18 protein-coding genes are annotated in these 19,912 nt (G+C 73.8%); 11 read left to right on the forward strand and 7 right to left on the reverse strand.

What is annotated here, in order from left to right:
* Positions 1–161: 161 nt before the first annotated feature.
* The gene (locus ABT238_RS36105) at positions 162–362 is read right to left on the reverse strand and encodes a hypothetical protein (RefSeq protein ID WP_350568600.1); all 201 of its coding nucleotides are present in this window, start codon (positions 360–362) and stop codon (positions 162–164) included.
* A 328-nt stretch (positions 363–690) separates the two neighbouring features.
* On the opposite strand from ABT238_RS36105, the gene ABT238_RS36110 reads away from it, so the two are divergent.
* From ABT238_RS36110 to ABT238_RS36120, 3 genes are all read left to right on the forward strand, one after another.
* Positions 691–1,512 (forward strand): AfsR/SARP family transcriptional regulator, encoded by an 822-nt coding sequence (locus ABT238_RS36110; protein WP_350568601.1) that lies wholly within the window; start codon positions 691–693, stop codon positions 1,510–1,512.
* A 22-nt stretch (positions 1,513–1,534) separates the two neighbouring features.
* A complete protein-coding gene (locus ABT238_RS36115) occupies positions 1,535–2,986 on the forward strand; it encodes an AfsR/SARP family transcriptional regulator (RefSeq protein WP_350805515.1) in 1,452 nt (483 codons plus the stop codon).
* A gap of 100 nt (positions 2,987–3,086) precedes the next feature.
* Entirely contained in the window at positions 3,087–3,824 is a 738-nt protein-coding gene (locus tag ABT238_RS36120; RefSeq protein WP_350568603.1) for a MerR family transcriptional regulator, read from the forward strand.
* On the opposite strand, the gene ABT238_RS36125 is transcribed toward ABT238_RS36120, so the two are convergent.
* The 4 genes from ABT238_RS36125 to ABT238_RS36140 are packed head-to-tail and all read right to left on the reverse strand — an operon-like array spanning position 3,825 to position 9,643.
* Positions 3,825–6,002, reverse strand: coding sequence for a 3-hydroxyacyl-CoA dehydrogenase NAD-binding domain-containing protein (locus ABT238_RS36125; RefSeq protein ID WP_350805521.1), 2,178 nt, complete (start codon positions 6,000–6,002; stop codon positions 3,825–3,827).
* A gap of 40 nt (positions 6,003–6,042) precedes the next feature.
* A complete protein-coding gene (locus tag ABT238_RS36130) occupies positions 6,043–7,257 on the reverse strand; it encodes an acetyl-CoA C-acetyltransferase (protein WP_350568605.1) in 1,215 nt (404 codons plus the stop codon).
* A 46-nt stretch (positions 7,258–7,303) separates the two neighbouring features.
* Entirely contained in the window at positions 7,304–8,446 is a 1,143-nt protein-coding gene (locus tag ABT238_RS36135) for an acyl-CoA dehydrogenase family protein (protein ID WP_350805530.1), read from the reverse strand.
* Positions 8,447–8,473: 27 nt separating this feature from the next.
* Positions 8,474–9,643, reverse strand: a complete 1,170-nt coding sequence (locus ABT238_RS36140) for a CaiB/BaiF CoA transferase family protein (RefSeq protein WP_350568608.1) — start codon at positions 9,641–9,643, stop codon at positions 8,474–8,476.
* Between the two features lie 269 nt (positions 9,644–9,912).
* Between ABT238_RS36140 and ABT238_RS36145 the strand changes: the two genes are divergently transcribed.
* From ABT238_RS36145 to ABT238_RS36175, 7 genes are all read left to right on the forward strand, one after another.
* Complete coding sequence (locus ABT238_RS36145; RefSeq protein WP_350568610.1) at positions 9,913–10,401, forward strand: hypothetical protein; 489 nt, start codon at positions 9,913–9,915, stop codon at positions 10,399–10,401.
* Positions 10,402–10,420: 19 nt separating this feature from the next.
* Complete coding sequence (locus tag ABT238_RS36150) at positions 10,421–12,562, forward strand: DUF6571 family protein (RefSeq protein ID WP_350568612.1); 2,142 nt, start codon at positions 10,421–10,423, stop codon at positions 12,560–12,562.
* Positions 12,562–13,632, forward strand: coding sequence for a hypothetical protein (locus ABT238_RS36155; protein ID WP_350805537.1), 1,071 nt, complete (start codon positions 12,562–12,564; stop codon positions 13,630–13,632). The genes ABT238_RS36150 and ABT238_RS36155 overlap by 1 nt, the downstream gene beginning before the upstream one ends.
* A gap of 94 nt (positions 13,633–13,726) precedes the next feature.
* Positions 13,727–14,596, forward strand: coding sequence for a hypothetical protein (locus ABT238_RS36160; RefSeq protein WP_350805540.1), 870 nt, complete (start codon positions 13,727–13,729; stop codon positions 14,594–14,596).
* Positions 14,597–14,598: 2 nt separating this feature from the next.
* Positions 14,599–15,906: a sensor histidine kinase gene (locus ABT238_RS36165; RefSeq protein WP_350805580.1), complete on the forward strand. Its 1,308-nt coding sequence runs from the start codon at positions 14,599–14,601 to the stop codon at positions 15,904–15,906.
* On the forward strand, positions 15,903–16,637 hold the full coding sequence (locus ABT238_RS36170; protein WP_350805544.1) for a response regulator: 735 nt from the start codon (positions 15,903–15,905) through the stop codon (positions 16,635–16,637). The genes ABT238_RS36165 and ABT238_RS36170 overlap by 4 nt, the downstream gene beginning before the upstream one ends.
* Positions 16,638–16,784: 147 nt before the next feature.
* Positions 16,785–17,444, forward strand: a complete 660-nt coding sequence (locus tag ABT238_RS36175; protein ID WP_350805547.1) for a Pr6Pr family membrane protein — start codon at positions 16,785–16,787, stop codon at positions 17,442–17,444.
* 106 nt (positions 17,445–17,550) lie between these two features.
* On the opposite strand, the gene ABT238_RS36180 is transcribed toward ABT238_RS36175, so the two are convergent.
* The gene (locus tag ABT238_RS36180) at positions 17,551–17,922 is read right to left on the reverse strand and encodes a toxin Doc (protein WP_350568666.1); all 372 of its coding nucleotides are present in this window, start codon (positions 17,920–17,922) and stop codon (positions 17,551–17,553) included.
* Positions 17,923–17,978: 56 nt separating this feature from the next.
* Entirely contained in the window at positions 17,979–18,191 is a 213-nt protein-coding gene (locus ABT238_RS36185; protein ID WP_344322900.1) for a hypothetical protein, read from the reverse strand.
* Between the two features lie 238 nt (positions 18,192–18,429).
* On the opposite strand from ABT238_RS36185, the gene ABT238_RS36190 reads away from it, so the two are divergent.
* Positions 18,430–19,902 carry a S41 family peptidase gene (locus tag ABT238_RS36190; RefSeq protein ID WP_350805553.1) on the forward strand — a complete coding sequence of 491 codons (1,473 nt, stop codon included), beginning with the start codon at positions 18,430–18,432 and terminating at the stop codon, positions 19,900–19,902.
* The last annotated feature ends 10 nt before the right edge of the window (positions 19,903–19,912 follow it).

Here is a 19,912-nt window from a genome sequence, read left to right on the forward strand (position 1 = left end):
AGATCGAACCGCGCGGCCCCATCGAGACCGAAGCAGCCCGCCGCCTCGCCGACGACCTCAAGAACGAGTGATCACCCGATTACCCAACACTTTCTGAGGCCGCGAGACCGCCCCGACCACCGTGCCCCGTCCCGGCCGCTGCCGGGACGGGGCACACGCGGTTACCGAATCGGCGGAACGGTGATCATCGCCCCCATCACGTAGAGGATGGCGGGCAGGGCCCCGAGCACGGCGGTGACGGCCGTGAGCACCATGACCGGGCGGCGCGCGTGGCGCAGAGCCCAGACCAAGAAGCCCACCAGCACGAAGAACGCCAGGGCGGTCGCCCCGGCCACGAGCAATGCAGAGATCTGCAGCCCCATAGCAACTCCAGTGGTGACGTGCCTAGTCCTGAAGCCGGACCCACGCCGAACGACACTCAGAACGTCCTCTTGGTAGGAGAGGTGGTCGAGTGACGCGGTCCAGCGATCTGACGATAGCTCAATTCGGGTGCCGCGCAATAGGCTTCAGCGCGCACAGAAGAGTGCGGGTATCCTCGGGCTACCACCCCCGAGGACCCCGCACCAAAGAACGGCAGGACTAGGCAAGTCACTCCGCTGCCACAGGATCCTTCCAGCCGATAAACGACCGATAAACGACCACCCTGCAATCCCGCTTAACGGCCAATAAATGTGCGACTACCATGCCGGTGTGACCGTTAATCAGTTCAGGATCCTCGGTCCGGTTTCGGCTCTTCACGGCGAAGCCGAGATCGCCGTCGGCCCGCCCCAGCGACGTGCGCTGTTCGGCCTGCTCCTGCTGGCCGAACAACAGAGCGTCACCGTCGCCCAACTGCAGGACCGCCTCTGGGGGCCGGAACGTCCCGCGAGTTGCATCACCGCGATCCAGGGCCATGTGCACCACCTCCGCAGGGCCATGCGAGAGACGGGCCGTCCGGCCGCCGGAGGCCCCGAACTCGTCTCCTATCCCGGGCATTCACGGGAACAGGCCAGCTACGCGCTCCTCACCGCCCCAGCGACCGTCGACTTCCAGGAAGCCCGCCGACTCGCCGCCGAAGGCCGCGACCACCTGCTCCGCCACGCCTACAAACCCGCCCTCGCCTCCTGCCGCCGGGCCCTGTCCCTCTGGCGCGGCGAGCCGCTCGCAGGTCTGCCCATGACGTCGTACCTGACCATCGCCCGCAACGGGCTCAACGAGATGCGCCGGAGCCTGCGTCACCAGGCCGCCCGGGCCGAGCTCGCGCTGGGGCGCCCGGCCATTGCCGTCGAGGGGCTGCAACAGCTCTGGAACGAAGAGCCGCAGGACGAACACACCGCCGTCGTCCTGTCCGTGGCACTGTGCCGGGCAGGGGCACCGTCCAGGGCGTTGGCCATCATCGACGGCCAGCTGGAGCGTTGGAGGGCCCAGTACGGGATGACACCGCCCGACATGGTCCAGCACCGGAACCGCATCCTTGCCGGCACGTTCGACGCGGCACGGGACTTCGACCACACGGCAGAACCGTGGTGGTGACCACATGACCGTCGAGGCAAGAGTGCTGGGCCCGGTCCGCATCATCGTCGACGGCACGGATGTCACCCCGACGGGAACCCGCGCCAGGACCCTCCTCGCCGCACTCATGTCGGAGCCGGGTACGCCGGTTCCCACAAGCCGACTCATCGGCGATCTCTGGGGCTCCCGGCCCCCACGGGATGCGCCCGGTCAGCTGATGAGCCACGTCTCCCGGCTAAGGCGCCGGCTCGCGGAGGCGGGGGACGCCGCGCCGGCCGTCGTCCACCGACACAAGGCCTACCTCCTGGCCATCGAAGCGGGGCAGCTCGACGCCGACCTGTTCACCGACCTCGTCGGCCGGGGGCGGTCGGAGCTCGCGCACGGGAGGGCCACCGAGGCGCACCGGCTCCTGGTCCGGGCGCTGGTCCTGTGGCGGGGCGACGCCTTCACCGGCGTGCCCCTGCACGGAAGGCTCGGGGAGCAGAAGCGCCACCTGCAGCAGGCGCACACCGCCGCGCTCGCCCTGCGCGTCGAAGCCGAACAGGAGCTCCGGCCGTTCCCCGACCTGACCCACCTCAACGCCCCCTTCACCGCCACCTCGAAGAGCCGGTCCTCCCGCACCCCGGCCACGTCCCCCGCCCCGCGCGCCGCCGACCGCCCGGAGACGCCGCGCCGCGCCGGTGCGGACGACCAGCAGCCGGTCATCCGCCTCCTGGGAAGACCCCGGATCCGCCGCGAAGCGGAGGAGGTCCGCGCGGGGTCGCCCGGTCAGGCCGCTGTGCTCGCCATGCTCGCCGACCGGCCGGGAGCGCCGGTCGCAACGGATGAGCTCATCGACGGCCTCTGGGGCGAACAGCCGCCCGGAAGCGCCATGGCGATCATCCGGAACTACGTGTCCCGGCTGAGGCCCTTGCTGCGCCACGCCAGGACACCCGGGATCGCCGACATCCTGGTCCACCATGCCGGCGCATACACCCTGCACGTCGCGCCCAAGGCTGTCGACGTCCCTCTCGTGACGACCCGCGCCCGTGAAGCCTCCGCCGCCCTGTCCGCCGGCGACCCCGCCCGCGCCAGGGAACTGGCCGCCGCCGGACTCGCGTTGTGGACCGGGCGTGCCCTCGTGGGCGTGCCGGGCCCGTTCGCCGACCAGCGACGCCTCGCCCTCCACGAAGAGCTCACGAGACTGCAGGTCCTCCATGCCGAGGCCGGCATCGACCTGGGCCTCGTCGAGGACGCCGTGGCCTCGCTGACCACGCTCTCCGCCGAGCATCCACTTCACGAAGCCGTCGCCGCATTGCTCATGCGCGCGCTGTTCCTGGCCGGACGCCGCGACGACGCCCTCGCCCACCACGCCTTCACAGCCCGGATCCTGGGCGAGGAACTGGGAGTCGACCCGGGCGACGCGCTCACCTCGATACGCGATCGCATCACGGCCGCCGCGTCGGAGCCGAGACCGTCGTCCAGGAAACGGCGCCAGCTCGATTCCCGGCCTTAGGGCACGAAGCCCTGACGAAGCCCGGCCGCGTGGACCCGGTGGGACAGTGGTGTCACACTACTGGTGTCACAGTGGTGGTGCTACGGGACGGGAGGCGGGGGTGGAGGTGCGGCTGACGGTGGACGAGTTGGCGGCGCGGGCGGGGGTGACGGTGCGGACGGTGCGGTTCTACGGGACGAAGGGGCTGCTGCCGCCGCCGGTGCTGGGGGCCCGGCGGGTGGGGTGGTACGGGGCGGAGCACCTGGACCGGCTGGGGCTGATCGAGGAGCTGCAGCGCCAGGGGCTGACGCTGGCGGCGATCGAGCGGTACCTGGCGCGGCTGCCGCGGGAGACGACGCCGCTGGACCTCGCGATCCACCGGGCGCTGGTGGCGTCCTGGACACCGGAGACGCCGGAGGAGGCGGGCCGCGGGGAGGTGGAGCGGCGGGCCGGACGGCGGCTGTCGGAGGAGCAGCTGGACCGGCTGGCCGCGATGGGGGCGCTGGAGCGGACGGCGGACCCGGAGGTGTTCCGGGTGGACCAGGGGCTGCTGCCGCTGGGGGTGCGGATCCTGGACGTGCCGATCCCGCTGGAGACGCTGCTGGCGGCGCGCGCCGTGGTGGTGGAGCACAGCCGGGCGACGGCGCGGGAGCTGCACCGGCTGTTCCGGGAGACGGTGTGGAAGCCGTACCGGGAGAGCGAGCCGGCGCCGGACGACGTGGAGCGGATGAAGGCGCTCACCGACCACATCCAGCCGATGGTGGCGCAGGCGCTGGTCACGGCGTTCCAGCGGTCGTTGCGGGAGGAGCTGGGCGAGGCGGCCGCCGAGGAGCGGCGGGCCGCCCCGCCCGAGCGGTGATCAGTCCGTGAAGGTGCGCCCCTCGGCGGCGATCCGCTCCAGCAGGGCGGGCGGCGCGAACCGCTCGCCGTACGCGGCGGCGAGCTCGCGGGCCCGCGCCGCGAAGCCGGCCGGGCCGCCCGGGTAGCCGTTGACGTACTGCAGCACGCCGCCGGTCCAGGCCGGGAAGCCGATGCCGAGGATGGAGCCGACGTTGGCGTCCGCGACGGAGGTGAGCACGCCCTCCTCCAGGCAGCGCACCGAGTCCAGGGCCTCGCTGAAGAGCATCCGCTCCTTGAGGTCCTCGAACGGCACGGAGACGTCCGGGCGCGTGAAGTGCTCGCGCAGGCCCGGCCAGAGGCGCCCGCGGGTGCCGTTCTCGTCGTAGTCGTAGAAGCCGGCGCCGCCGCTGCGGCCGGGGCGGCCGAACTCGTCGACCATCCGGTCCACCACCGCGTCCGCCGGGTGGGCGGTCCACTCGCCACCGGAGGCCTCGACGGCGCGCCGGTACTCGTCGCGGATCCTGCGCGGCAGGGTGAGGGTCAGCTCGTCGAGCAGCGAGAGCACCTTGGCCGGGTAGCCCGCCTGGGCGGCGGCCTGCTCGACGCTGGCCGGGTCGACGCCCTCGCCGATCATGGCGACGCCCTCGTTGATGAACTGGCCGATCACCCGCGAGGTGAAGAAGCCGCGCGAGTCGTTGACCACGATCGGGGTCCTGGCGATCTGCCGGACCAGGTCGAAGGCGCGGGCCAGCGCCTCGTCCCCGGTCCGCGGGCCGCGGATGATCTCCACCAGCTGCATCTTGTCGACCGGCGAGAAGAAGTGCAGGCCGATGAAGTCGGCGGTGCGCCGCACGCCCTCGGCGAGCAGGCCGATCGGCAGGGTGGAGGTGTTGGAGCAGAGCAGGGCGTCCGGCGCGACGACGCCCTCGATCTCCTGGAACACCTTGTGCTTCAGCTCGGGGTTCTCGAAGACCGCCTCGATCACCGCGTCGCAGCCGGCCAGGTCGGCGGCCTCGGCGGTGGGGGTGATCCGGGCGAGCAGTTCGTCGCGCTGCGCCCCGGTGCTGCGCCCGCGGGCCACCGCCTTCGCCAACAGGCCCTCGGAGTAGGCCTTTCCGCGCTCGGCGGCCTCCAGGGTGACGTCCTTGAGCAGCACCTCGATGCCGGCCTTGGCGCAGGCGTGGGCGATGCCGGCGCCCATCATGCCGGCACCGAGCACGGCGACCTTGCGGACCGTCCGCTTCTCCACCGAAGCGGGCCGCCCGGCACCGGAGTTGACCGCCTGGAGGTCGAAGAAGAGCGCCTGGATCATGTTCGTGCTGGTCTGCCCGCAGGCCAGCTCGGTGAAGTAGCGGGCCTCGACCGCCATCGCCGTGTCGACGTCCACCTGGGCGCTCTCGACGGCGGCGGCGAGCACGTTGCGCGGCGCCGGGTAGGGGGCGCCGGCCAGTTGCTTGCGCAGGTTGGCCGGGAAGGCCGGCAGGTTGGCGGCGAAGGCCGGGGTGCTGGGGGTGCCGCCGGGGATCTTGTACCCCTTGACGTCCCAGGGCTGGACGGGGGCCGGGTTGGCCTCGATCCAGGCCCGCGCCCGGGCGGTCAACTCCTCCGGAGTGTCGACGAGTTCGTGGACCAGTCCGTGCTCCAGGGCCTGCGCCGGGCGGTACTGGCGGCCCTGCAGCAGGAACTTCAGCAGGGCGTCGGTGATGCCGAACAGCCGCACGGTGCGGACGATCCCGCCGCCGCCGGGGAGCAGGCCGAGGGTGACCTCGGGCAGGCCGATCCGGCTGGCGGGGGTGTCCAGGGCGATCCGGTGGTGACAGGCGAGGGCCAGCTCCAGGCCGCCGCCGAGCGCGCTGCCGTTGACCGCGGCGACGACCGGCTTGCCGAGGGTCTCCAGGGTGCGCAGGGCGCGCTTGATCCGCATCGACTTCTCGAAGACGGCGGCGGCGTCCCCGGGGCCGGCGGCCGAGAGCATCCGCAGGTCGCCGCCGGCGAAGAAGGTCTTCTTGGCGGAGGTGACGACCACGCCGCGCAGCCCGCCGGCCGCGGCGAGGGCGGCCAGCCGGGCCACGACGGCCTCGAAGTCGGCGGTGAACGCCTCGTTCATGGTGTTCACCGACTGGGCCGGGTCGTCGAGGACGAGGGTGACCACGCCGTCCTGGTCCTGCTCCCAGCGGATGGTGGTGGTGTCGCTCATGGGTTCTGGTCTCCGGAGGAGGTGGGGAGGAGGACGGGGGTCAGACGCGCTCGACGACGGTGGCGATGCCCATGCCGCCGCCCACGCAGAGGGTGGCCAGGCCGTAGCGCAGGTCGCGCCGCTCCAGCTCGTCGACCAGGGTGCCGATGAGCATCGCGCCGGTGGCGCCCAGCGGGTGGCCGAGGGCGATCGCGCCGCCGTTGACGTTCACCTGCTCCGGGGAGAAGCCCATCTCGCGGATGAAGCGCAGGGCGACGGCGGCGAAGGCCTCGTTGATCTCGACCAGGTCGATGTCGGCGGCGGTCAGCCCGGCCTTGGCGAGCGCCTTGCGGGTGGCGGGCGCGGGGCCGGTGAGCATGATGGTCGGCTCGGAGCCGGAGACGGCGGCGGAGACGATCCGGGCGCGCGGCCGCAGCCCGTAGCGCTCACCGGTCTCCCGGTTGCCGATGGCGACCAGGGCGGCGCCGTCGACGATGCCCGAGGAGTTGCCCGCGTGGTGGACGTGGTCGATGGCCTCCACCCAGTGGTACTTCTGCAGGGCGACGGCGTCGAAGCCGCCGGCCTCGCCGATCGTGGCGAAGGAGGGCTTGAGCGCGGCCAGCGTCTCGACGGTGGTGCCGGGGCGGATGAACTCGTCGCGGTCCAGCACCACCAGGCCGTTGCGGTCGCGGACCGGCACGACCGAGCGGTCGAACAGGCCGTCGGCCTGCGCCTTGGCGGCGCGGGCCTGGGACTCGGCGGCGAACGCGTCGACGTCGGTGCGGGAGAAGCCCTCGATGGTGGCGATGAGGTCGGCGCCGATGCCCTGCGGCACGAAGTTGGTCTCGTAGGCCGTCATCGGGTCGGCGAACCAGGCGCCGCCGTCGGAGGCCATCTTCACCCGGGACATCGACTCGACGCCGCCGGCCAGGACGAGGTCCTCCCAGCCGGAGCGGACCTTGGCGGCGGCCAGGTTGACGGCCTCCAGGCCGGAGGCGCAGAAGCGGTTCTCCTGGACGCCGGCGACGGTGTCGGGCAGGCCGGCGGCGATGGCGGCGATCCGGGCGATGTCGGAGCCCTGGTCGCCGACCGGGCTGACCACGCCGAGCACGATGTCGTCGATCGCCGCCGGGTCCAAGTCCGGGAAGCGGCGGCGGATTTCGTGGATCAGGCCGACGACCAGGTCGATCGGCTTGGTGCCGTGCAGGGAGCCGGTGGCCTTGCCCCGGCCGCGCGGGGTGCGGATCGCGTCGTAGACGTACGCTTCGGTGGTCACGGTGGGGAGCCTTTCGGGGCGGGGGTTGGACGCCGGAGAGCGGGGGTCAGTCGAGGAGGGAGCGGCCCACGATCTCCTTCATGATCTCGGTGGTGCCGCCGTAGATGGTCTGGATGCGGCCGTCGGTGAACGCCCGGGCGACCGGGTACTCGGCCATGTACCCGTAGCCGCCGTGGAGTTGGAGGCATCGGTCGGCGGTGCGCTTCTGCAGTTCGGTGGCCCACCACTTGGCCATCGAGGCGTCCGCCGGGGTCAGCGCGCAGCGGTTGTGCTCGGTGATGCAGCGGTCGACGAACGCGCGGGTGACGGCGCACTCGGTGGCCAGTTCGGCGATCTCGAAGCGGACGTGCTGGAGCTTGGCCAGCGGGCGGCCGAACGCCTCGCGCTGCTTGACGTAGGCGGTGGTGATCTCGACCAGGTGCTCGGCGCCGGCGATCGCGGCGGCCGCGATGGTGAGCCGCTCCTGGGCGAGGTTGCGCATCAGGTACAGGAAGCCCTGGTCGAGCTCCCCGAGCAGGTTCTCCTTGGGGACGCGGACGTCCTGGAAGAACAACTCGGCGGTGTCCTGGGCCTTCTGGCCGATCTTGTCGAGGTTGCGGCCGCGCTCGAAGCCGGGCATGCCGCGCTCGACGACCAGCAGGCTCAGGCCGTGCGCGCCGCCCTCGGGGGTGGTGCGGGCGACCACGACCACCAGGTCGGCGAGGATGCCGTTGGAGATGAAGGTCTTGGCGCCGCTGAGCAGGAAGTGGTCGCCCCGGTCGACCGCCCGGGTGCGGATGCCCTGGAGGTCGGAGCCGGTGCCGGGCTCGGTCATCGCGATGGCGGTGATCAGCTCGCCGGTGCAGAAGCCCGGCAGCCAGCGGCGCTTCTGCTCCTCGGTGGCGAGCGAGGTGAGGTAGGGGCCGATGATGTCGTTGTGCAGGCCGAGCGCCAGGCCGGAGGCGCCGGCCCGGGCGAACTCCTCGGCGAGCACGGCGGCGTAGCGGAAGTCGGCGGTGCCCCCGCCGCCGTACTCCTCGGGGACGGCAAGCCCGAGCAGGCCCTGCCGGCCGGCCGCCAGCCAGGCCTCGCGGTCGACGATGCCGGCCTTCTCCCAGCGGTCGTAGTGCGGCAGCACCTCCTTGGCGAGGTAGGCCCGGACGGTGGCCCGGAAGTCCTCGTGCTCGTCGGTGAAGAGGTCGCGTTGCACGGCAGTCTCCTTGGCGGGGTCGGAGGTTCAGGCGGTCGGCGGCCGGCCGAGTGAGGGCACGCCCCAGTCGGCGGCGACCTCGGCGGTGTCGGCGCCCGGCCGGGCGGGCGGGCGGCGCAGCGTGCCGGGGGTGGCGGAGAACCGCGGGGCGGGGGCGGGCTGGGTGACGCCGTCCACCTCGACGTAGCTCGCGCGGCTCGCCAGGTGCGGATGGGCGTGTGCCTGACGCATCGTCAGCACCGGTTCCACGCAGGCGTCGGAGCCCGCGAAGACGGCCTCCCAGGCGGCGCGGGGGCGGGTGGCGAAGCGGGCGGCGATCCGGGCGCGCAGTTCGGGCCAGCGGTCGGTCTCCCACTGGCCGGGCGCGTCGGGGCCGAGTTCCAGCAGCCGGGCGAACTCGGCGTAGAACTGCGGCTCCAGGGCGCCGACGGCGAGGTGGCCGCCGTCGGCGGCGGGGTAGACGGCGTAGAACGGCGCGCCGCCGTCGAGCAGGTTGACGCCGCGCCGGTCCTGCCACTGCCCGCCGGCGAGCAGGCCCTGGAGGACGGCGGTGAGGTGGGCGGCGCCGTCGACGACGGCGGCGTCGACGACCTGCCCGGTGCCGGTGGCGCGGGCGTGGTGGAGGGCGGCGAGCAGGCCGACGACCAGGTAGAGCGAGCCGCCGGCGTAGTCGCCGAGCAGGTTGGCGGGCAGCGCGGGCGGGGCCTCGGGCGTGTCCGCGGCGGTGGCCGGCGCGACCAGGCCGAGGACGCCGGCCACCGCCGTGTACCCGATGTCGTGCCCGGCCCGGGCGGCCAGCGGCCCGTGCTGGCCCCAGCCGGTCATCCGCCCGTACACCAGCGCGGGGTTGCGGGCCAGGCAGGCCTCGGGGCCGACGCCCAGGCGCTCGGCGACGCCGGGCCGGTAGCCCTCGATCAGCAGGTCGGCGCGGGCGGCCAGGTCGAGCACCCGGCCGGGCCCGTCGGGGGACTTGAGGTCGACGACCACCGAGCGCTTGTTGCGGCCCGCGACGTCGAAGGCCGGGTCGATGCCGAGCGGCGGGGGCTCGGGCCGGTCGACCCGGACGACGTCGGCGCCGAGGTCGCCCAGCAGCATCGCGGCGAACGGCCCGGGGCCGATCCCGGCGAGTTCGACCACGCGGACGCCGGCCAGCGGTCCGCCGCGCTCGCTCCCGCCGCTGTCACGTTCGGACGCCACTGCCCCTCCGGGAATCGACGAAGTCTGACAGTAAAGCTGTCACACTCGCGATGATAGGGAAGCGACCGTTCAGTAACAAGACCTTCCGGACGCGGCCCGGCCCTCGCCCCGGCCCTCGGTCCGGACCCCTGACGCGACCTTGACGCGCACCGCGCAACCGCCGCCGCGGAGGGTGGGTCCGTACACCGACGGACCCGCCGGGTACCGTCGTCCCCGGCGGGGGGCTGCTGACCTCCCGTCGGATCCGGAGGAAGGAAGAGCAGCCGCACATGGTCTACCCAGGGTTCACCACCGGGCCGGTCGCGCCCAGTTCGTCCCCGTTCGCCAACCCCACACCCCGGCCCACCCCGGCCCCCGGCCCGACCCCGGCCCCCGCCGCGGGCTCGCCCGCCGCCACGCCGGGCCCGGTGCCGTCGCCCTCCCCCGGTGTGAACCCGTCCGGCACCACCACCCGGCTGGACCGCCCGTACGAGCTCAACGCCTCGGCCGGCATCGCCCGCCAGATCGCCGCCGACCTCGACAAGGCCAACGGCAAGGGCGGCAACAACCTCGCCGAGCACGCCTCCACCGCCGCCGGGCGGATCCGCGGCTTCGCCTTCGGCGGCGCGCTCACCGCCTCCACCGAGCGCTGGCTCCAGCAGTGCAAGACCCTGCACGACAAGCTGACCGGCACCGCCGACAACCTGGACGCCACCCAGCGCTCCTACCGGTCCAACGAGACGTCCACCGCCGGCCAGTTCGGCCAGGCCGGCCGCTGAGCGGAGAGGAGCAACCCCCATGGTGTCCTTCAAGGAACTCCACGAGGCCGACTTCGCCGGCGTCACCGAGACCGCCGAGGCCTGGACGAAGATGGCCACGGCCCTCGACGGGCTCGACGCGCGCGTCGCCCGCGACCTCACCGGCACCCCGCAGCGGGCCGGCTGGGAGGGGCCCGCCGCCATCCAGGCGGGCGCCACCCTCAAGGGCGTCGACACCGACGTCACCCAGGCCGCCGGCGTCGCCAAGGCGCTCGCCGCGATCATCCGCGACGCGGCCGCCGACTTCACCGCCGCCCGCAAGGACCTCGACGCCGCGATCCACGACGCCGAGTCCCAGACCATGACGGTCGGCGCCGACGGCGAGGTCCGCTGGCCGCCGATGCCCGGCTCGCGCAACGACCCGGACGCCGGCCCGGCGATCAAGAAGTACGACGACGAGATGAAGGCCAAGGCGGAGGCGATATCCGCCCGGCTCACCAAGGCCGTGCAGCAGGCCACCGCCGCCGACCAGCGCGCCACCGTCGCCCTGCAGACCGACGTCGGCACCAGCACCACCGCGTTCAACGCCAAGCCCTACGGCGGCGGCGACACCGCCGACGCCCGGCGCGCCGCCGACCTGCTGTCCAAGGCCGGCAGCCTCTCCGACACCGAGCTCCAGCGGCTGCAGAACCTGATGGCCTCCGGCTCGGGCTCCAAGGAGTTCTCCACCAGCCTGCTCAACACCCTCAACGCGGGCGGCCACGGCGGCCCCGAGGCGCTGCTCGACTACGCCAAGGTCTACGGCGACCTCGCCCGGGGCAACCACAACGCCCAGCAGTACCAGGACGTCCACGGCAGCCTCGGCCAGGTGCTCGCCACCGCCACCAGGGACGGCGGCATGGGCCGGGCCTGGGAGGACGAGCTGCTCAAGGCCGCCCGCAAGCCGGGCGGCTCGGCCGCCGGGTACAACGAGAACTACCGGACGCTCACCGAGCTGATGGGCGCCGAGGGTGACTTCGACAAGCCGTTCCTGACGAAGGTCGGCAACGACCTGGTCGACTACGAGCGCGGCAGCAAGCTCAAGGGCGAGGAGCTCTGGGGCCCCGACTACTCCGCCGTCACCGGCCGCCAGGGCGACCCGATGCGCGGCCTGATGAAGGCGATGAGCCACAACCCGGAGGCGTCCAAGGAGTTCCTCGACCCCGGCGCCAGCAAGAACCTCGACTACCTGCTCAAGGAGCGCAGCTGGCCCAACCAGGGCTACGAGCACCAGCAGACCGACACCCTCGCCCGGGACACCTCGCGCGGCGCGTTCGGCGACGCCCTCCAGGCCGCCACCACCGGCCGGGACCCGCACGGCGACCAGCCGCCGGTCCGCCCGCACGACGAGGCGATGGCACGGATCATGTCCGAGACCGTCACCCACTTCGGCGGCGACAAGGCCGGCCACGAGAACGAACTGCCCGCCGCCCTGCGCCGCCCGCTCGGCGAGATGATCGCCGACTACGCCGCCGACACCTACGAGATCCTCGGCAAGGAGACCGGCGGCACCTCCGAGACCAGCAGGCTCACCATCGGCCGGGAGCAGCTGCTGCGGACCGTCCGCGGCGTCGCCGAGGACCCCGAGGCGTTCAAGCTCGTGCACTACGCGGAGAGCCAGGAGGTCGCCAAGCGGCTGAACGACTACCCCGTCGAGGCCTTCCAGCCGGACCAGACCGGCCGCCCGAACCACCGGATCCAGGGGTTCACCCGCGAGGCCGGCGAGGTGATGGGCACGCTCAGCGGCGTACGCACCGACGTCATCGCCGACCACCGGGACGACGCGATCTTCCGCAACAACTGGAACGCCAAGATGGACTACCACGTGCTCGGCGCGCCGGTCACCGGTCTGCCGGTGGTCGGCGACACGATCCAGCGCCTGGTGGACGTCGGTACCTCCGCCTACGCCAACAACCTCAACAACGACGAGAGCCTGAAGGCCACCGAGCAGATCTCGGACACCTTCCGGGCCGGCGACGAGCAGCTCAAGGCGATGATCCGGGCCCGCGCGCTGGCCGCCGGCATCCCGGAGAGCGAGGTCAACGCCACCGGCGGCGTCACCACGACGCTGCTGGCCGACGTCAACACGAGCTACCAGACCGGCGTCGACGACGCGTACCGCCGGGCCCTCGGGCGGAGCTGATGGACGAAGCGACGACGGAGCACCGGCCGGTCCGCGACCGGGTCGACGAGGCACTGAGCGGGCGCGGGTTCACCACCCGGGCACTGCGGCTGCGGGCGGCCGGCGTGCTGCTGGCGATCACCGCCGGGGTGTCCGGGGTGCTGCTGTACAACCTCACCAACGTCTTCGGGCCGGACAGCGTCTGCGGGGGCGCGGCGAGCGCCGACGCCGTGCACGCCGCCCTCGGGCCGGGGCGGATCAGCGAGGAGAAGTCCGCCGGCTACGTCCCGACCGCCGTCGACCCGGCGCAGTACTGCCGCGCCACGGTGGACTTCGGCCTGTTCGGGGACACCGGGCAGAGCGTCTCGTTCGGGCTCTCCGTGACCCGGAGCGCGGGCGCCGAGTCCCGCCCGGCGGCGCGGCTGTTCGCCGAGGGCGGCGCGGTGGGCGCGGTGACGCCGGGCGGCGCGTGGGCGCTGCTCCCGGAGGGCTGTCCCACCGGCCTGCGGGCCTCGGTCGGCACCGGGCACGACGGGAAGGACGGCGACCACGCGGAAGGGATCGCCCGGCTCGCGGTCGGGCTCGCGGGCCTGGCCGCGAAGGACCGCGACTGCGGCGGCGCACCGCCCGCGCCGAGGACGCTGTCCCCGGTGGGCGCCGAGCAGCCGGTCGACTGGGGCAACCTCTGCGGTCTGCCCGGCATGGCCGTCACCAGGGCGCCCGACGCGGACCACGAGGAGCGGTACCGCCAGCAGGCCACCACGGCCTTCTCCCCGTTCTGGTCCTGCGAGGTGACCGACAGCGCGAGCGGGACACCCGTGGCGTCCTTCGCCGTCGTCACCGAGCCGCGGCTGGTCGACCTCCCGGCGGACAAGGAGCGCTCCACGGCGTTCGGCCGGAGCACCTGGACCGGTTCCTCGAACGAGGACGTGGTCACCACGTGCCAGGGCCGCAGGACGTACTTCCACTACTCCTGGCGATCGGCGCCCGCCCTCAGGGACCGCGTCCTGCTGCCCGACACGACGGCCGTGTGGACGCAGTTCCTCACCGCCGCCGGCAAGGCGATCGGCTGCGAGCCGATCCTCCCGTAGGACTGCCGCCTCCGCCTCGGTTCCCCCCGGCGGGGGAGGCGGATCGGGTCGCCGGAGGAGGTGCGGGCGGGCGGGTGCGCGGGAGCGTGGGGGCATGACCTCGACGCTCCCGCTCCCCTCGGCGACACCGGCCGCCGCACCCGTCGGCCGGCTGCGGGTCGTGACGGCCGGTGTGGCCGTCGCCGCGACCCTGCCCTACCTCACCCTCAAAACGCTCTGGCTCACCGGCCACCCGGTCGGGGCCGGTGACACCATGGACGACCTGTGGCTCGCCAACCTGCTCACCTTCGGCATGGACGCCATCGCCGTCCTGCTGGCGCTCGCCTTCGTCCGGCCGTGGGGGCGGCGGGCGGCGGCCGGGCTGCTGGTGTTCCCGATGTGGGTGGCGACCGGCCTGCTCGGGACCATCCTGGTGGCGGTGCCGTTGTCCATGCTCGGCACCCTGCTGTTCGGGCCCGAGAAGTCCACCGGCAACGCGGCCGGCGGGGTCTGCGACTGGGTGTTCACCGTCGTGTACGGCGGCTTCGCCGTCCAGGGCCTCGCGTTGATCACCGGCTTCCTGCTGTACGCCCGGCAGCGCTGGGCCGGCCTGCTGCGCGACCGGATCGGGGACCTGCCCGACTCCCCCACACTCACGGTGCAGCGGTCGCTCGCGGGCGTCTCCGCGCTGCTCGCCGCCGCAGTGGCGGCGGCCCGGTGCTACTGGGCGCTGGGCGGGGACGCCGGGCTGCCGGCCGAGTGGCGGGAGCACCGCGGACGGAGCCTGGACGTGATGGACGGCGTCGCGGCCGTGATGGCGCCGGCCGCGGTGACGGCGCTGCTCGTGCTGGTGTTCCGGGTGCGGCCCGAGCGGCGGCCGCGGGTGCCGCTGATGGTGGTGTGGACGGCGGCAGCCCGGGACACCGCGTGGAACACCACGACTCTCCGCCCCTCCCGCACTGCTGACGTAGAGTCTGCGCCGTGATCATGGGCGCGGGGGCCACGGACATGGGTGCGGGCGGGACGGCGGTGCGGCACGCGGCACGGCGGGCGGCGGGCGCCCTGCTCGGGCGGCGGGCCCGGCTGCGCTGGGTGCACCTGGTGCTCGGCGGCGCGCTGCTGATGCCGTACTGGCTGCTCGCGACGGTCGTCCTGGGCACGCTCGACCCGCGCAAGGACTCGCTGGTCCAGATCCTGCTCTACTTCGCCGCGCTCGGCGCCTCGCTCCCGATGGCCGCCGTGACCGCTCTGGTCCCGACCGTCCGGGCCCTGGAGGGCGCGGCGGCCCGGGCGCTGTGCGCACCCCGGCGGGCGGCGGAGGTGGTCACCGGACCGGCCCGCTCCTGGGCGGCCCGGCGGCGGACGGCCGCGTGGTTCGTGCTGCACCTGCTGTTCGGCGGCATCGTCAGCGGGATGACGCTGGCCGGTGCGCCGTTCGCCGTGATGCTCGTGCTGCGGCCGGCCGGCACCGAGGAGCTGTGGCGGTTCTGGGAGGAGCGGGGCGTGCCCGGCTGGCTGCCCGGCCCGGTGCTGGGCACCGCGCTGCTCGCGCTGATCATCGGCACCAGCGCCGGCCTCGGCGCGCTGCTGGCGCGGTGGGCGCCGGTGCTGCTCGGCCCGACCCCGGAGGAGCGGCTGGCCGACGCCGAACGGCGGGCCGCCGTGCTCGCCCAGCGCAACCGGCTGGCCCGCGAACTGCACGACTCGGTCGGCCACGCGCTGAGCGCCGTCGGCATCCAGGCCTCGGCCGCCGCCCGGGTGCTGCGCTCCGACCCGGAGTTCGCGGCGGAGGCGCTGGCCGCCATCGAGGAGACCGCGCGCGGCGCCGTCGCCGAACTGGACGCGGTGCTGGGGCTGCTGCGCGAGGAGGACGGCGACGCGGCCGGGCCCGCCGGACCGACCCTCGCGGGGCTGGACGACCTGCTGCGGCAGCTGGCCCGCACCGGGCTGATGGTGGACGCCGAGGTGGCTCCCCGACTGGACCGGCTGCCGGCCGCGCTCTCCCGCGAGGCCTACCGGATCGTCCAGGAGGGCCTGACCAATGTGCTGCGGCACGCCGGCCCGGCCGGCCCCGCGCCCGCCCGGCTGCGGGTCGCCCCGGCGGGCGGGCGGCTGGAGATCGAACTGACCAACCCGCTGGGCCGGTTGCGGGCCGGCCGGCCCGGCGGCGGGCGCGGGCTGCGCGGGATCGGCGAGCGCGCGGCGGCGCTGCGCGGCGGCTGCGAGGCCGGGCCCTCGGACGACGGGACGACATGGCGGCTGGCCGTCTGGCTGCCGGTGGGAGGAGAACGGTGAACGACAGCGGGAACGCCGGGAACGCCGGGAACGCCGGGGACGGTGCGGGGAACGCGGCCGGCGGTCCGGTCCGGGTGGTGATCGCCGACGACGAACGGCTGGTGCGCACGGGCCTGCGGGTGGTGATCGACGCCGAGCCGGACCTCAGCGTGGTCGGCGAGGCGGCCGACGGCGCCGAGGTGGTGCCGCTGGTGCGCCGGCTGCGCCCGGACGTGGTGCTGATGGACGTCCGGATGCCGGGGATCGACGGCATCCGGGCCACCGAGCAGCTGGTCGCCGGGATGGCCGAACCGCCCCGGATCCTGGTGGTGACCACCTTCGAGCACGACGACCACGTGTACGACGCGCTGCGGGCGGGGGCGGCCGGGTTCCTGCTCAAGCGGGCGCGGGCGGAGGAGATGGTGCAGGCGGTGCGGCTGATCGCGCGCGGCGACTCGCTGCTGTTCCCGGCGGCCGTGCGCGACCTGGCCCTGCGGTACGCGGCACCGGCCGGGCAGGCGGCCCGTCCCGCGCCCGGCGGCGGTCCGATCGGGCGGCTCACCGGGCGGGAGGGGCAGGTGCTGCGGCTGATGGCGGCCGGGCTCAGCAACGGGGAGATCGCCGCGGAGCTGGTTCTCAGCCAGGAGACGGTCAAGACGCACGTGGGCGGCGTGCTGGCCAAGCTGGGCGCGCGGGACCGCACCCAGGCGGTGATCGCGGCCTACGAGTCGGGGTTCGTGCTGCCGGGCTGACGGGGAACCTACGGGGGAGCCGATGGGAAGCCGACGGGGAGCGGGGGAAACGTTTCTTTCGTCCCCGTTCCACCGGCGGGTAGAGTGCGCTCCTTCCCCTCGACCGTCCGATACCTCCCGTATCGCCTGAAACGAACTGGTGACCGCATGTCAGTCCGGACCAGCCCCGCGCTCTGGTGGCGCGCCGGCATCGTGCTCTCGGCGGGCCTCGGCCTGACCCTGCAGACCGCACCGCTGGTGTACTTCACCGTCGAGAGCAACGTGATCGTGCTCGGCTACTTCGCCGGCGCCGTCTACTGGATGCTCAAGCGCGGCACCACCGACGCCCCCGCGCCCCGGCTGCGCGGCGCCGCCACCCTGTACATCCTGATCACCGGCCTGGTCTCGCACATCCTGCTGGAGCACGGCGCCAACCCGCTGCCCGGTCTGTTCGACGGGCCGGACAAGCTGCAGCACTGGTCGTCGTTCTTCCTGCACTACGTCACCCCGGTACTGGTGATGGTCGACTGGCTGGTGCTCAAGCCGCGCAACGCCTCCGCCTGGCGGGACGTGCCGCTCTGGCTGGCCTTCCCGCTCGGCTACGCGGCGGTGGTGCTCACCCGCAACGCGCTGTTCTCCAACTTCCCGCTGCCGTACCCGTACTTCTTCTTCGACCCGACCACCAAGGGGTACGGCTACGTCTGGGGACAGATCGCGCTGCTGACGGTCGAGTTCGTCCTGCTGGGCGCCGCCGTGGTCGGCCTGGACCGGCTGGGCACCCTGGTCCGGGCCCGGCTGCGCCGCGGCCCCGCCCCCGCCGGGGCCTGATCCCGCCTCCCCCGCCGGCGGCCGGCCCCCGGGCCCGGTTCAGCGCTCGGGCACGCGCCCGGTTCAGCGCTCGGGTCCGAGCCCGGGCGAGCGCCCGGATCGGCGCTCAGATCCGCCAGGACCGGATCCGGTCGGCCGCCGCGAACACGTCCGCCCGCCCCTCGGCGATGTCCCGGGCCAGCTCCACCAGCGTCCCGTACGGCGGGTCGATGCCCTCCCCGGCCGCGTGCATGTACGCGGCCGTCGTCATGCAGGCGTACAGGTTGTTGCGCACCGGGAGCGGGCGCAGCAGCACGATCGTGTGCATCAGGGTGGCCGCGCACCAGGAGGGGTCGGCGTCGTGGCCGAGCTGCGCGGTGTTCACCCGGTGCCGGGCGACGGCCGCCTGCAGCGCCGAGTAGTCCCGCACGCTGAGGTCCTCGGGCGAGGCCAGCTCCTGGACGTCGAGCAGCCAGCGCAGGTCGACCTGCAACAGCATCATCGCGGCACCCTCATCGCTCCCGCCGATCGCCGGCGCCGATCGCCCTCGCCCGCTCAGGCCGCCGGCGCGTCCTCCGGGAACTCCCGGTCGAACTCCTCGCGGTGGGCGTTCCAGAACGCCACCGCGTGGGAGACGAACACCCGGCGCTGCTGCTCCCGCACACTCAGGTCGTGCACATACGCCTTGACACTCTTGCCGTCGGCGGCGGCCGCCTCGCGGATGGCGGCGAGTTCGTGCTCCGTGTACTCGATGTTGAGTGCTGGCATGGCGCCGATGGTACTGGAGCGCACGGGAGTTGGACACCGAGCCGGTGACCCCGAGGGGGTGCCGGGGGCACGTACGCCGCCGGTCGTAGACCGCCGCGCCGGGAGTACCTCCTCGGTCGGGGGCGCGGACCGCTCCGCAGGCTGACGCGCGGCGCCCGGACCGGCCCCTACCGTCGACCCGTGGGCGGCGGAGGGGTTCCGCGGGGGAGGCCCTGAGCTGGAAACGGCGGGCAACGGCATGGGTATCGGACACCGGAGGCCGGTGGCCAGGGCGGCGGGGATCGCGGCGGTCGCGCTCGCGGTCACGGCGGGGACGATCGGGGCGGCGGGCGCGGTCGGGGCGGCACCGGACGGGGACGGCGCGGCCGAGCGGCCGGGCGTCAACCGCCTGGAGGGCGTCTGGCGGACGGACGGGTACGGCACGATCCTGGAGATCCACGGCACCACCTTCACCACCTACGACGTGACCCGGCTCGGCTGCACCCCGGGCTTCCTGAGCGGCACGCAGGTCGGCGTGCCCGGGCGCGGCGGCGCCGTGCGCTACGGCGGCCCCGGCAAGAGCTTCGGAGAACTGACCGTCACACCCCTTGGGCACGACCGGGCCGTGTCCAAGGAGGACAGCTCCGCCGGGACCAAGAACCTGTCCCGGCTGCCCGGCGGGCTGCCGGTCCAGTGCACGCAACCGGTACCGCAGGACGCGCTCGCGGTCTTCGACCGGTTCTGGGCGACCTTCGAAGAGAACTACCCGTTCTTCGCCGCCAAGGGCATCGACTGGCGGGCCCGGGGTGCGCAGGCACGGGCCACCATCACCCCGCGGACCGACACCACCGCCCTCGCCGGGATCATCGGCGGCCTGCTCGAACCGCTCGGCGACGCGCACACCTTCCTGGGGCGCAAGGCGGCCGACGGCGGCTACGACCTCGTCTTCGGCGGTCTGCGACCGGGCACCGAGGAGCCCACCGACCAGGTACGGGAGCAGGCCGGGCGGGCGGTCGCCGCCCAGTTGCTCGCCCCCGAGCGGACCTTCGGGCGCGAACGGCTGGGCGTCGGCGAACTCCCGGGCGGCATCGGCTATCTGCGGGTGAGCGCCTTCGACGGGTACATCGACGACGGCTCGTACCAGGAGCAGGCGGCCGTGCTGGACAAGGCACTGGACCTCCTGCTGGCCCACCCCGAGCGGCTGACCGGGGTGGTGGTCGACCTGCGGCTGAACGGCGGCGGCTCGGACGAGCTGGGCCTGCGGATCGCCTCCCGGCTCACCGACCGGCCCTTCCTCGCCTACCGCAAGGCGGCGCGCAACGACCCGGCCGACCCGACCGCCTTCACCCGGCCGCAGCCGATCACCGTCCGCCCCGCGGCCGGGGCGACCCGCTTCACCGGGCCGGTCGCCCTGCTCACGGCCGGCTCGACGGTGAGCGCGGGCGAGACCTTCACCCAGGCGCTGATGGCGCGGCGCCCCGCGACGGTCCGGATCGGCGAGAACACCCAGGGCGTCTTCTCCGACGTGATGTTGAAGCCGATCTCCGACGACCTGCTCATCGGCCTGCCGAACGAGAAGTTCCTCACCCCGGCCGGCACCACCTTCGACGGCCCGGGCATCCCGCCGGACGTCCGCACCCCGGTCTTCACCCCGGAGGAGCTGGCCGGGCTGAAGGACTCCGCCCTGACCGAGGCGCGGCGGATCCTCTCCGCCGGGGCCGGCCACCGCTAGGGGTGCGTCG

It is taken from the genome of Kitasatospora sp. NPDC001527, from assembly GCF_040298605.1.
GTDB lineage: Bacteria > Actinomycetota > Actinomycetes > Streptomycetales > Streptomycetaceae > Kitasatospora.

What these genes read in the sequence shown, in the direction of transcription:
- ABT238_RS36165 (WP_350805580.1), top strand. Translation starts at nt 14,599, where the DNA reads ATGGGCGCGGGGGCCACGGACATGGGTGCGGGCGGGACGGCGGTGCGG.
- ABT238_RS36145 (WP_350568610.1), top strand. Translation starts at nt 9,913, where the DNA reads ATGGTCTACCCAGGGTTCACCACCGGGCCGGTCGCGCCCAGTTCGTCC.
- ABT238_RS36180 (WP_350568666.1), bottom strand. Translation starts at nt 17,922, where the DNA reads ATGCTGTTGCAGGTCGACCTGCGCTGGCTGCTCGACGTCCAGGAGCTG.
- ABT238_RS36155 (WP_350805537.1), top strand. Translation starts at nt 12,562, where the DNA reads ATGGACGAAGCGACGACGGAGCACCGGCCGGTCCGCGACCGGGTCGAC.
- ABT238_RS36190 (WP_350805553.1), top strand. Translation starts at nt 18,430, where the DNA reads ATGGGTATCGGACACCGGAGGCCGGTGGCCAGGGCGGCGGGGATCGCG.
- ABT238_RS36175 (WP_350805547.1), top strand. Translation starts at nt 16,785, where the DNA reads ATGTCAGTCCGGACCAGCCCCGCGCTCTGGTGGCGCGCCGGCATCGTG.
- ABT238_RS36185 (WP_344322900.1), bottom strand. Translation starts at nt 18,191, where the DNA reads ATGCCAGCACTCAACATCGAGTACACGGAGCACGAACTCGCCGCCATC.
- ABT238_RS36105 (WP_350568600.1), bottom strand. Translation starts at nt 362, where the DNA reads ATGGGGCTGCAGATCTCTGCATTGCTCGTGGCCGGGGCGACCGCCCTG.
- ABT238_RS36125 (WP_350805521.1), bottom strand. Translation starts at nt 6,002, where the DNA reads ATGAGCGACACCACCACCATCCGCTGGGAGCAGGACCAGGACGGCGTG.
- ABT238_RS36150 (WP_350568612.1), top strand. Translation starts at nt 10,421, where the DNA reads ATGGTGTCCTTCAAGGAACTCCACGAGGCCGACTTCGCCGGCGTCACC.
- ABT238_RS36160 (WP_350805540.1), top strand. Translation starts at nt 13,727, where the DNA reads ATGACCTCGACGCTCCCGCTCCCCTCGGCGACACCGGCCGCCGCACCC.